The organism is Chryseobacterium sp. KBW03, assembly GCF_003852415.1.
In the GTDB taxonomy this organism is placed as follows: domain Bacteria; phylum Bacteroidota; class Bacteroidia; order Flavobacteriales; family Weeksellaceae; genus Chryseobacterium; species Chryseobacterium viscerum.
The window spans coordinates 428,128-440,844 of the sequence record NZ_QAJO01000004.1 but is presented as its reverse complement, the minus strand read 5'-3'; the positions used below and the strand labels follow the sequence as shown (position 1 = coordinate 440,844).

12 protein-coding genes are annotated in these 12,717 nt (G+C 36.6%); 3 read left to right on the top strand and 9 right to left on the bottom strand.

What is annotated here, in order from left to right; translation table 11 throughout:
• Positions 1-46: 46 nt before the first annotated feature.
• Positions 47-970 (top strand): DUF3078 domain-containing protein, encoded by a 924-nt coding sequence (locus tag DBR39_RS09950; RefSeq protein ID WP_124532677.1) that lies wholly within the window; start codon positions 47-49, stop codon positions 968-970.
• A gap of 74 nt (positions 971-1,044) precedes the next feature.
• Here the strand turns inward: DBR39_RS09950 and sufD are convergent, their stop codons facing one another.
• The 4 genes from sufD to DBR39_RS09930 all read right to left on the bottom strand — a co-directional run bounded on the left by sufD (position 1,045) and on the right by DBR39_RS09930 (position 5,362).
• Complete coding sequence (gene sufD, locus DBR39_RS09945; RefSeq protein ID WP_124533194.1) at positions 1,045-2,352, bottom strand: Fe-S cluster assembly protein SufD; 1,308 nt, start codon at positions 2,350-2,352, stop codon at positions 1,045-1,047.
• A 165-nt stretch (positions 2,353-2,517) separates the two neighbouring features.
• Positions 2,518-3,261 (bottom strand): Fe-S cluster assembly ATPase SufC, encoded by a 744-nt coding sequence (gene sufC, locus DBR39_RS09940; protein WP_103233703.1) that lies wholly within the window; start codon positions 3,259-3,261, stop codon positions 2,518-2,520.
• Between the two features lie 238 nt (positions 3,262-3,499).
• Positions 3,500-4,948 (bottom strand): Fe-S cluster assembly protein SufB, encoded by a 1,449-nt coding sequence (sufB, locus tag DBR39_RS09935; RefSeq protein ID WP_124532675.1) that lies wholly within the window; start codon positions 4,946-4,948, stop codon positions 3,500-3,502.
• An 84-nt stretch (positions 4,949-5,032) separates the two neighbouring features.
• The gene (locus tag DBR39_RS09930; protein ID WP_045491822.1) at positions 5,033-5,362 is read right to left on the bottom strand and encodes a HesB/IscA family protein; all 330 of its coding nucleotides are present in this window, start codon (positions 5,360-5,362) and stop codon (positions 5,033-5,035) included.
• Between the two features lie 212 nt (positions 5,363-5,574).
• On the opposite strand from DBR39_RS09930, the gene DBR39_RS09925 reads away from it, so the two are divergent.
• Complete coding sequence (locus DBR39_RS09925) at positions 5,575-6,516, top strand: GLPGLI family protein (protein WP_124532673.1); 942 nt, start codon at positions 5,575-5,577, stop codon at positions 6,514-6,516.
• A gap of 13 nt (positions 6,517-6,529) precedes the next feature.
• Positions 6,530-7,390: a GLPGLI family protein gene (locus DBR39_RS09920; protein WP_124532672.1), complete on the top strand. Its 861-nt coding sequence runs from the start codon at positions 6,530-6,532 to the stop codon at positions 7,388-7,390.
• A 188-nt stretch (positions 7,391-7,578) separates the two neighbouring features.
• On the opposite strand, the gene DBR39_RS09915 is transcribed toward DBR39_RS09920, so the two are convergent.
• From DBR39_RS09915 to DBR39_RS09895, 5 genes are all read right to left on the bottom strand, one after another.
• Entirely contained in the window at positions 7,579-8,442 is an 864-nt protein-coding gene (locus tag DBR39_RS09915) for a neutral zinc metallopeptidase (RefSeq protein WP_124532670.1), read from the bottom strand.
• Positions 8,443-8,508: 66 nt separating this feature from the next.
• Positions 8,509-10,587 carry an LTA synthase family protein gene (locus tag DBR39_RS09910; RefSeq protein WP_124532668.1) on the bottom strand — a complete coding sequence of 693 codons (2,079 nt, stop codon included), beginning with the start codon at positions 10,585-10,587 and terminating at the stop codon, positions 8,509-8,511.
• Between the two features lie 167 nt (positions 10,588-10,754).
• On the bottom strand, positions 10,755-11,273 hold the full coding sequence (ribH, locus tag DBR39_RS09905) for a 6,7-dimethyl-8-ribityllumazine synthase (protein WP_124532666.1): 519 nt from the start codon (positions 11,271-11,273) through the stop codon (positions 10,755-10,757).
• A gap of 3 nt (positions 11,274-11,276) precedes the next feature.
• On the bottom strand, positions 11,277-11,984 hold the full coding sequence (locus tag DBR39_RS09900) for a hypothetical protein (RefSeq protein ID WP_103233697.1): 708 nt from the start codon (positions 11,982-11,984) through the stop codon (positions 11,277-11,279).
• 194 nt (positions 11,985-12,178) lie between these two features.
• Positions 12,179-12,715: an adenine phosphoribosyltransferase gene (locus DBR39_RS09895; protein WP_124532664.1), complete on the bottom strand. Its 537-nt coding sequence runs from the start codon at positions 12,713-12,715 to the stop codon at positions 12,179-12,181.
• Between the last annotated feature and the right edge of the window lie 2 nt (positions 12,716-12,717).

Below are 12,717 nucleotides of genomic sequence, written 5' to 3'. Positions count from 1 at the left end.
CTTCCGGCGTAAATTATTATTTATACATTTGTAATAAATCGACATTATGAAAAAACTTTTATTGATCAGTTCCATTTCTTTTGGAGCGATAGCTTTGGCGCAAGAAACTAAAACAGATGCTCCGGCAGCAGACACCGTTAAAGCCTGGTCTATTCAGGGACAAAACACATTAATGCTCAATCAGGCTGCCTTTTCAAACTGGGTAGGTGGGGGAGCCAACAACGTGGGATGGCTTGCAGGTGTCAATTACAACATGACTTATGAAAAAGGGAAAGATCTTTGGGAAAATATCATTATTCTGGGCTATGGACAGAACAATACCCAGGGAACAGGAGTGAGAAAAACTCAGGATGTCATCAACCTTTCTACAAACTATGGTAGAAAATTTGCTGAAAGCTGGTATTTCTCAGGAGGAGCCGGACTTCAGACTCAGTTTGCTCCGGGATATGAAGATGGGAACAATCCTGATGCTAAAAAGATTTCCAATTTCATGGCTCCGGGATATTTAAATGTGGGTGCAGGGGTTACCTACCGTCCCAATGATAATTTGACAGTGACTTTACGTCCTGCCAATGCAAGATGGACTTTTGTCTTGGATAAGGACCTTCAGACTGCAGGAACTTATGGTCTTAAAAATAATTGTGATTCATCACTTTTCCAGTTCGGTTTCCTTGGGACAGCCATCTATAAGATCAAAATCATGGAGAATATAAACCTGACCAATACAGCGTCTGTATTTTCAAATTATCTGGATCATCCGGATAGATTGGTGCTGGCTTATGGAGCGATCTTAAACATGAAAATCAATAAATATATTTCATCCAATATTACCCTGGATCTGCTGTATGATCATAACCAGATATGGAAAACACAGTTGAAGCAGACATTAGGCGTAGGTTTGGCCTATAATTTCGATAACGGCAAGAAACGTTCAGATAATAAAGATAACCAAGGCTGGTTAAAGAAATAAAGCGGAAATAAACCCGTTAAAACTATAAAAGCACTTCGAAAGAAGTGCTTTTATGTATCAATATATATAAAGTTTTAAAATTCTATATCTACTCCTAGTTTCTCAGCCAATAGCTTTGAAATTTTCTCTTTTAGAGGCTCTATATCAATATTCTGCATAGCATCATTTGCGAAAGCATATAAAAGCAATGCCTGAGCTTCTTTTTTAGAGATTCCTCTTGCTCTCAGGTAGAATAAAGCATCTTTATTCAGCTGGCCTACCGTACATCCGTGAGAACATTTTACATCATCTGCAAAGATCTCCAACTGAGGTTTGGTATCGATGCTTGCTCCTTCACTTAGCAATACGTTGTTGTTTTGCTGATAAGCGTTTGTTTTCTGAGCAATTTTATCTACAAAAACCTTCCCGTTGAAAACTCCGTGTGCATTGCCATCGAAGATTCCTTTGTAGTTCTGGTAACTTTCACAGTTCGGGAAGTTATGGTGAACCGCTGTATGGTGGTCTACCAACTGATCTTTTCCGATGATGGTGATTCCGTTCATGAATGAATTGATGTTTGATCCATTATGAATAAAATCCAGGTTATTTCTTACCAGTTTACCTCCGAAAGAGAATGTATTTACAGTCGTTAAGCTGTCTTTCTCCTGTTTTGCGAAAGTATTGTCAATAAGATAAGTTGTATTGTTGTCATTTTGAAGCTTGTGCCAATCTGCTTTTGCGTTTGGATAGGTAAAGATCTCCGTTACAGAGTTTGTCAATACATACGTGCTGTCAAAATTATGGTGGCTTTCAATCACTTCTACTTTTGCTCCTTCTTCTACGATCAATAGGTTTCTTGTATTGTAGAACGTATTTTCCTCTTGATTTTGAGATATATAAAAAACGTGGATAGGCTTTTCAATCACTACATTTTTCGGAACCTTAAGGAAGAATCCGTATTTGCAGTAAGCAAGGTTTAAGTTGGTAAAAGCCTGATCTTTAGAAGCTGCTGAGTTGAAATATTTTTCAAAAACCTCTTTATGCTTCTCGTCGTTCAATGCATAGTTGAATGAAAGAAACTCTACATTTTCAATAGAAACTTTTGAAAGTTCCTTGTGAAGTTTACCGTTTACAAAAACAATCCAATCAAAATTTTCCTCTCCAAGGTGCAATTCATCAAACTGCTCTTTAGTGATATTGTGGCTCTCTTTCGGGAAGAAGTTATAGCTTTTTTCCGTGATCTCCTTTAGATTGGTATATTTATATTCTTCGTCTTTTTTTGTTGGAACGCCAATGTTTGCAAATCTCTGAAGAGCCGCTTTTCTTTCATCATCCAGAAACCTGTGACGAAGACTCTCCAAAAATTCATTATGGTTCTCTATAATTTGTTCTTTTAATGCCATTACTGGTATATCTGTGGTTTGCACCATTTTTTCTTTTTATTTTGAATTAAAATATTGTTATTCCAAACAATGTGGAACCCAATTTTTAATATTAGAGATTCTTCATTTTGTTACGTCTCATGAATAATCGCAGAAAACTTTAATCTCTGAAATAATATATTCTTCTTAGTTAAGAAGCCAGTCGTACCCTTTTTCTTCAAGTTCTAATGCTAAAGACTTATCACCCGTTTTGATGATTTTTCCGTTAGCTAAAACGTGAACAAAGTCAGGCTGAATATAGTTAAGCAATCTCTGATAGTGAGTAATCAAAAGAACTGCATTTCCTTCATTTTTAAAGTGGTTTACCCCATCTGCAACAATTCTTAATGCATCGATATCCAATCCGGAATCGGTTTCATCAAGAATAGCCAGTTTAGGATTCAGCATCATCATCTGAAAGATCTCATTCCTTTTCTTTTCACCTCCTGAGAATCCCTCGTTCAATGATCTTGAAAGGAAATCTTTCTTGATACCCAACTTTTCAGATTTTTCACGGATCAATGCAAGCATTTCTTTTGCAGGCATCTCTGTCAGTCCGTTTGCTTTTCTAGTCTCGTTTAAAGCAGCTTTGATAAAGTTCGTTACAGAAACTCCCGGAATTTCCACTGGATACTGGAAAGAAAGGAAAATCCCTTTGTGAGCTCTATCTTCAGGAGCGTCTTCGCTGATGTCTTCCCCTTGGAAAAGAATTTCTCCACCAGTTACTTCGTAATCATCTTTTCCAGCGATTACAGAAGATAGGGTAGACTTACCAGCTCCGTTGGGTCCCATGATAGCGTGAACTTCGCCCGGCTTTATTTCAAGATTAATACCTTTTAATATTTCTGCGCCATCTTCAATTTTGGCGTGAAGGTCTTTAATTTGTAACATTCTTGCTAACTTTTGCTTTTATAATTGTGTGAGCTTCTCCTGTATGTACATTATGTCTTTATTTGGAAATTTCTCCAACAGACGGATAGAAGCTTTTTATATTTTATGTTTGTAATAATCTTCTGTGAAGATTAGAACTTATATTTCCGTTTATAACGGTTTTTGATCTCATAGAAACGCTGAAAACCTTGCCATTATATCAGTTAGTTTTTATCTGAGAGATCCTTTTTTGAAGGATTTATCCTACTGAACCTTCTAAAGAAATTTCTAACAATTTCTGAGCTTCAATAGCAAACTCCATCGGAAGCTTATTTAAAACTTCCTTACTGAATCCATTTACAATCAGAGCAATAGCTCTTTCTGTGTCAATCCCTCTCTGGTTACAGTAGAAAATCTGGTCTTCCCCAATTTTTGAAGTGGTTGCCTCATGTTCTAACTGTGCAGTAGGATCTTTGATTTCAATATAAGGGAAAGTGTGTGCTCCACATTCATTACCCATCAATAGAGAGTCACACTGGGAGAAGTTTCTTGCTCCTTTTGCAGAAGGCATTACTTTTACCAATCCTCTGTATGAGTTTTGAGATTTTCCAGCAGAAATACCTTTTGAAATAATCGTTGACCTGGTATTTTTACCAATGTGAATCATTTTTGTTCCTGTATCAGCATACTGGTGATTGTTGGTTACAGCAATAGAATAAAACTCTCCAATTGCATTGTCACCTTTAAGGATACAAGATGGATACTTCCAAGTTACTGCAGAACCCGTTTCAACCTGCGTCCATGAGATTTTTGCATTTCTTTCGCAAAGACCTCTTTTCGTTACAAAGTTGAATACCCCTCCTTTACCTTCTTCATTACCAGGATACCAGTTCTGAACGGTAGAGTATTTAATTTCAGCATCATCCATTGCGATCAGTTCTACAACTGCTGCGTGAAGCTGGTTTTCATCTCTTGATGGTGCTGTACATCCTTCAAGATAAGAAACATAGCTTCCTTCATCTGCAATCACAAGAGTTCTTTCAAACTGTCCTGTTCCTGCCTGGTTGATACGGAAATAAGTAGAAAGTTCCATTGGGCATCTTACCCCTTTAGGAATATAGCAGAAACTTCCGTCAGAGAATACTGCGGAATTCAATGCTGCATAAAAATTATCTCCTCTCGGAACTACTTTTCCTAGATATTTTCTTACTAAATCTGGGTGATTCTTAATCGCTTCAGAGATTGAACAGAAAATAATTCCTTTTTCTGCCAATGTATCCTGGAAAGTAGTTTTCACAGAAACTGAATCTATTACAATATCTACAGCGACACCAGAAAGTCTTTTTTGCTCTTCAATATTGATTCCTAATTTGGCAAAAGTTGCCAATAATTCAGGATCAACTTCGTCTAAACTTTCCAGTTCAGGTTTTGCCTTTGGAGCAGCGTAGTAACGGATTGCCTGGAAATCTGGTTTTTGATATTTGATATTTGCCCAGGTAGGCTCTACCATTTTCAGCCAGATTTTGAAAGATTCCAGTCGCCATTCAGTCATCCATTCCGGCTCTTCTTTTTTAGCAGAAATTGCACGGACGATATCCTCATTCAAACCAATTGGGAAGTCTTCATAATCTATCTTCGTTTCCCAACCGAATTCATATTTTTTATTTTCTAGATCGACTCTTAAATCGTCTTCTGTATATTTACTCATTATTTTTTTTTAGATTTCAGATTTTAGATTTCAGAATTCAGAAGTTACTCTGAGATCTGAAATCTAGGATCTAATGTCTTTTCACTAAAGACTAAATGATTCCCCACATCCACATGTTCTGGATGCATTCGGGTTGTTAAAAACAAACCCCTTTCCGTTCAATCCTCCTGAGTACTCAAGAGTTGTTCCTGCTAGATAAAGGATGGATTTTTTATCTATAATAATTTTGATGTTATTATCTTCAAAAATCTGATCTGCGTCTGTTTTTTGGTTATCAAACTTTAAAACATACTCTAAACCAGAGCATCCGCCGCTTTTCACCCCTACTCTTATATAATCTTCAGCTGGGTTAAAACCATCTTCCGTCATCAACTGGATGGCTTTCTCCTTTGCATAGTCTGATACTTTTATCATTGTATTTATTTAGAATGATTTAATGATGCAAAAATACGAACTAATTTCCGCAATCTCAAATCGAAGATGTCTATTTTAATGATTATGATATTAATAGCGATCTTGGAGCGATCATTTATGTTAAAAATAGATAAAATTGTTATCCTTGTGTGAAGATTTTATTTCTAATTTTAACCTTGAATCATATTTTCGATCTATAAATAAAATTGGTAATGAAACAAAAAATAACTGTTTTTTTTGTGCTGTTTTTCACCGCAGTGTCTTATGGACAAACGACAAGATTTGTCTATGAAACCCTGGTAAACCCAGATTCAATCAATCTGGTAAGTATGAAAAGTGAAAGAACTTTTCTGGATATTAAAGGAGATCATTCTCTATTTATCAGTGAAAATAAATTGAAAAGAGATTCTCTTTTTGCTTCTTTAAGGTCAGAAATGAAGGAAACTCATAAAAAAGAGGAAAAAGATTTTTCAAAACCGGAAGGAGGTAAAAATCATGAACCGACTTTCTTTGAATATTTTATTACTAAAACTGTTCCGGATCAGAAAGTATATTACTATGAAAAGGCGGCCGGAAAACAAATTTATTATCAGGAAGACAGACCCATACAATGGGAAACAACCAATATTGTTGAAAAGCAAAACGGATATTCTGCTCAAAAGGCAGTCGCAGAGTTTGGCGGCAGAGTATGGACAGCATGGTTTACAAAAGAGATTCCTCTCTCTGACGGACCGTACAAATTTTCAGGATTACCTGGATTGATTGTAAAACTGGAAGACGACAAAGGGGACTATAAATTTGATCTTGTTAAAAAAATGATCGTCAAAAATGCTTTTGAAGAGCAGATAAGCGCTGACGCAAAACAAAGTACAAGGGTTAATTTCCATGGAGATAAGGCTGCGCTGGAGATGGAGTTTGGTAAAAACAGAAAATCTATGGCCGGAAATAATGGAGGAGGAAATATGAATCTTGAAGGAGGAAGACGCGGTGGCGGTATGAATGGAGGAGGAATGAGAGGCGGAGGTCACGGAGGTGGCGGAATGCATAGAGGAATGGGTGGAGAAAGCCAAAGTTTTCCAACACAGCAGAATTTATCTATAGAAAGTCACTCCTTTACCGGAAGTATGGTCCAGAATCCAATTGAATTAAAATAAAAGAAAAATATAAATGAAAAAATTAGGTATTATCGCATTGGCACTCTTCATCCAGAATGTTTCTGCACAGACAAACAGGTTTGTGTATCAGGTGACTATGAAACCGGATGCAGAAAACAAAACAGATATCAAAACAGAAAATGCATATCTGGATATTTCTTCCGAAAAATCTGTATTTTATTCTGAAAACAGGATCAAAAGAGACTCTATCATGCAAAAAGCATTTCAGGGAGGAGGGGGAAGAGGAAGCATCAACAGAGATCAGATGGAAGGCTTGAGGACGAATATCAACTATTCTATAGAAAAGGATAAAAAGAACCAAAAGACGTATTTTAAAGACCGAATTGGGCGTGATGTTTATTCGTATGAAGAAGACAGACCTCTGAACTGGAAAATTGAGTCGGAGACAAGAAAAATAGGAGAATATAAAGTTCAGAAAGCTGAAGCAGACTTTGGCGGAAGAAGATGGACTGCATGGTTTACCACTGATCTTCCTTATCAGGATGGACCCTATAAGTTTGGAGGTCTTCCGGGATTGATTGTAAAAGTAGAAGATGATAAAGGAGAGTATTCTTTTGATTTAATGAAAAACTATAAGATTCCAGAACTTCCGACATTAAACCAGTTTGGAAACACGTTGAAAGTGAAAAGAACAGATTATTTAAAGCAGCAGCAGAAATTTATTAGTGACCCTATGTCATTCATGAATCAAGGTGGCGGCGGACAAGGTGGATTTTCGACTACAGTGAGAGTTGGGGGAGGAAGAGGACCTGGAGGAGGAGGAAATCAAAATCCTGGCGATTTTAAGAAAAGAATGGAAGAAAGGGTAAAAGAAGAAGCCAAGAAAAATTCTAACCCAATCGAATTGCAATAAATAATAAATGCGGTCTCACTCTGAAACCGCATTTTATTTTGTATGCTATTTAAAACATTAAGAAAATAGAAATGGCTGAGATCAATTAAGATTCATCTTTTACAGATGATAAAGCATACTGCTTATCAATAGCTTTAGCTTTTATCTTAATGATACTTAATTTTTTAACTACTCTTAATGGTTCAGTATTATTTCAAAAGCTGATTGAAAGTATCACCCTGTCTGATATCACCGGTGTTATAGCCTTTCATAAACCATTCTTTACGTTGTGCGGATGATCCATGAGTGAAGCTTTCCTGGTTAACATATCCTTGCCCTCTTTTCTGAATATTATCATCTCCTACAGCTTCTGCTGCATCTATTGCAGATTCAATGTCTCCGGGCTCCAGAATATGTTTGCTGTCATTGGTTCTTTTTGCCCAGACTCCGGCATAGAAATCTGCCTGTAATTCTGTAGCAACAGATACTTTGTTCATTTCAGCCTCAGAATATCTTCCGCTTCTTCTTAATGCATCTACCTTTTGTGTTGTTCCTAAAAGAGTCTGAACATGATGTCCTACTTCATGGGCCAAAACATAAGCTACTGTAAATTCCGTTACTTTTGCTCCGAATCTTTGCTGCAGTTCACCGAAAAAACTCATATCCATATAGACTTTCTGATCAGCTGGGCAGTAGAATGGACCCATAGCAGACTGAGCTGTACCACATGCTGAAGAAGTTGTATTTTCAAAAAGAACAATCCCCGGATCAGTATAAGTCATCCCATTTTCTTTAAAAATCTGGGTCCAGGTCTGGCTATTCCATGCATCCATCATTTTGACCATTTCTCCGATCTGTTTTTCACCGGTAGTAAGATCTCTTTGCTCGGTAGGATTTCCTGAAGACTGCATACTGCCGGAATTCAGAATACCGGATGGATCACCTCCCAAAAAGAATACGATGGCTGCTATAATTAAAGTTCCAAGTCCGCCACCTACGATCATACCACCACCTCCGCCTCCGGAACCACGGCGGTCATCAACGTTTCCGCCTCTGTCGTCTGTCCATTTCATACTAATAAATTTATTGGTTAATTTAAATATTTTACGCTAAACTATAGCGGTAAAATATTTAAATCTTTATTTGTTAAGTTGTTTCGTTTTAAGCCAATAAGAGGTAGATTGATACGCAGATACAGCATCATTTACCAGTTTTGGATCTTCTGTTTTTAATAATTTCTCGTCGTAATACAGCTTAAATGCCGGTGCAAGATCACTTTTTTCAAGTTCTAAAGAATATTGCTTCACCTTTTTTACCGGTGAGATAATGGTCAATCGCCCATCTTTTATAAACCCAAGATCCTGATAAGTGGCAACATAAGCCTTAGGTTGGAATTCCTGTTTGAAGACATCCTGACCCAAAAATTTAGATTGATAACTGAAGTTTAATAATCCGAAAAGGGTAGGCATTAGGTCTATCTGAGACATCAACGCATCAAACTTCTGAGGCTGAATAAATCCTTCTGAAAAAATCATAGCAGGAATTCTGTATTTATCCATTGGAAGTTCGGTTTTTCCGGCACTCGATGCACAGTGGTCTGCAATGATGACAAAAACGGTGTTTTTATACCAATCCTGTTTCTTGGCCATATCGAAGAACAATTTCAGGGAGTAATCCGTATATTTTACACCCCCTTCACGGGATTTTGCTGTCCCGGGAATATCAATCCTTCCGTCAGGGTAAGTAAAAGGTCTGTGATTGGAAACAGTCATCCAGTGATTGAAAAATGGTTTTCCTGATTTAGCTTCAGCATTCATCACCTGAATCGCTTTTTTCGCCATATCTTCATCAGCAACCCCCCAAACATTGGCAAAACTGATTTCTTCAGGTTTAAAGTTGTTTCGGTCTACAATGTCATAGCCATTTCCACTGAAGAAGTCCTGCATATTGTCAAAATAGCTGTAACCACCATATAAAAATTTAACATCATACCCTTTGGATTTGAAAACACTTCCGGTTGTGAATTTATTTTTGTTATCGTCTCTTTTGATGATACTTTCTCCAGCCGTTGGAGGAATACACAATGTTAAAGCTTCCAGTCCGCGTACCGTTCTGTTTCCGGTAGCATACAGATTGGTGAACATCATCGACTTCTCTGCAAGGCTGTCCAGGAACGGAGTGATTTTTTGTGTATTTCCATAATGTTCCATGAAATCTGCAGAAAGACTTTCAATAGAGATCAACACTACATTTTTCTTCATATCAGGCTGCTCAGCAACAATATTTCTTGTTAAGGTCTGTTGCGGATATTGGCTTAGGAAATTTTTTTCTGCCTGCTGCTGGTTGATCTGCGAATAAAACTGAAAGTAATCCAGCTCATTATGAGTAAAGGCCCAATAGAATTTTGGAATTCCGTTGGCTTCAATTTCATCTGCAAAAACATTATCAGATTTAATCTGCATTAGAGAGGGTATTGCGAGCAAACTAAGAGCACCAAGTACCATAAAACTTCCCAAAAGAACCATTTTTTGCTTAAAATCCGGAAGTTCCAGCAGTTCATCCTTTGTTCTTTTATAAATAAACCACGTGATGGTAAGGGTAACGATCATGATGCCAGAAAATAATGGAATAACAGGATAGCTTTCCATGATATTTCCAATGACTTCATTTGTATAGATAAGGTAATCTACTGCAATGAAATTATAGCGTACTCCAAATTCATTGTAAAAGAAATATTCACTTACTCCGTTGAAAATAATCAGGAGAACATATAATAATAATGTTATGAAATAGAGTGTATTGCGTATTTTGATCCTTTGTGTGGGAAGGAATAGCATTATTCCGAAGAAAAAAGTCTTTATTCCTACAAAAACAAGGGCTACTTCCGTTACAGAACCACCATATTGCTTGAAAATATTATTCGGAATAAGCCAGATATAAAGAAAAAATAAAACGAGTGCTCCAAAAATAATGTAGCCGTAAGGTTTTTTATATTTTGAATTGGAAAGGAAGAGGAAGTAGAGGGCGAGAATAGAACTGGCGAGAATGAAAACGAAAATGTCATTCACCAGACCTATCAGCAAAACCTTTACGATTTCGAAAAATCCAAAACTAGCTGTTGTAATGGGATGAAAAAAGAATACTGTTCTTATTATCAATGAAATAATAAGATAGAAAACTCCTAAATATAGGAACGGCTTTATTTTTTTTAAAAACATGTATTGACTGTCTATATTAGTTTCACAAAGATAGTTTTTGTACAGAACTTTTGATGGAAAAAAACAAAAACATCCCGTTTATTAGTAAGATTTTAGATTTATAATTATCCCAATAAAAAAGGACTATTAAAAATAGTCCCTGTGTGTTGGTTAAGGTTGATCTGCGGTTAAGAATGTCCGAAACCGATATTTCCTTTTTTATCAGATAAATTCTTTTTGAAATCAATCATTCTTAGAGCTGTTACAGCTGCTTCTACCCCTTTATTTCCAAGATCACCACCGCTTCTTGCGATAGATTGTTCTTTTGTATCATCTGTCAATACACAGAAAATAGTAGGAGTATCAGTCATGATGTTGCAGTCTTTGATTCCCTGTGCTACTGCAGAACATACATAATCGAAATGTGGCGTTTCTCCGCGGATTACACATCCGATAGAAATTACTGCGTCATATTTTCTTTCTTTGCATAGCTGCATGCTTGCATAGTTTAATTCAAAAGCTCCGGGAACAGGGAAAAGTTTGATGTTTTCAGGTTTTACGCCTTCTTTTTCAAGAATTTCCAAAGCTGCATCACGAAGATTGTACGTTACAAAATCATTCCACTCAGAAAAAACAATGCCGATAGAAAATTCTTCGGCATTAGTTATATGAAGTGGCTTGTAATCCGAAAGATTAACTGTTGCCATTTTTTAGTAATATTTAGTCATTTCAATATAAGAATCAGACATTCCGTTGTCGTAGTCCTGATATTTCTCGTCAATTGCAGAGAAGTATTTTTTAGCTTCTGCATTTTTCTTTAATCCTAAAGCAACAATACCCGCTTTTCTTGTGAAGTAATAGGTTGTGTAAGGATCGTCAGAAGCTGAAGCTGCTTTGTCTAATAAAGATAAAGCTTCATCGTTTTTGTTAAGACCTGATTTTGCATCTGCCATAGCTCCGAATTTCATTGCTACTAATGTTTTGTTGTCAGATGAAAACTTGTCTAAAAGATCATAAGCTTCCTGATATTTTCCTTCTTTGAATTTTAATAAACCAGCGTTGTAAGAAGAAAGTTTACCGATTTCAGTTGAAGAATATTCATTAGCTGTACCTATAAAACCTGGGTTAGCTGCAGATTTTCCTCCCAAAGCGTCTTTATCTTTACCTTCAGCAAGGCTTTTTTGAGCAGAAAGGAAACTTTTCACAGCTTCAGTGTTCTTCGGAGCAACTACAAATTGCTTGTAAGCAAAGAATCCTAAAACTCCCAAAATCAATACTCCAAATACAAAACCTAGTGGCTTTGAATATTTTTCAACAAATCTTTCAGTGTTTAAAGCTTCTCTATCAAGGTCTTTAAAGAACTCAACTGTTTCTTTACCTTCTTGCTCGTTCTGAGCACTCTTTCCCAATTTTGCCATAAGTTTTTAAAAATTGAAATGCAAATTTAATTGTTTCTGAGAGATTTACAAAATACTTTATTGCGATTATTGTATAAATGTTGTGAATTTGTTTTTATTTACTGTAAAAAGCATCGACTCCGCTCAGTATGAGAAACAGTTTTGTACTGGTTGGCATACTGAGCGGAGTCAAAATATATTGTTAGGGTAAACTCTTAATAATTTAAAATGTGGTAGATTTCTGCACCAAATTTTTTCAGTTTTTCATCTCCATTTAAGCCTTTTAAGCCGATAAGGAAGCTGAATTGGGAAACAGTAGCTCCTTGTTTTTCTACCAATTTTGCCGCCGCCTCAGTGGTTCCTCCTGTTGCTAAAAGATCATCGTGAATCAAAACTCTTTGTCCTGGTTTTATTTGTCCTTCACGAGTTTCGATAATAGCGCTTCCATATTCCAGATCATATTTTTCTGAAATGACAGGAGGTGGAAGTTTTCCCGCTTTTCTGATTAGGATGAACGGAACTTCCAATGCTACAGCAATGGCGATCCCAAACAAATAACCACGGCTTTCTATTCCGCAGACTGCATCTACTTTTCCTTTACTGAAGGTAACAAGATCAGCAATAACATCTTCGTAAAGTTTTGGGTCTAAAAAGATGGGCGAAATATCCTTGAACTGTATTCCCGGAATCGGAAAATCAGGGATATTTTCAATTGTTTCTTCTAATTTTTTGATCAGTTCTGCTGAAGCCATTT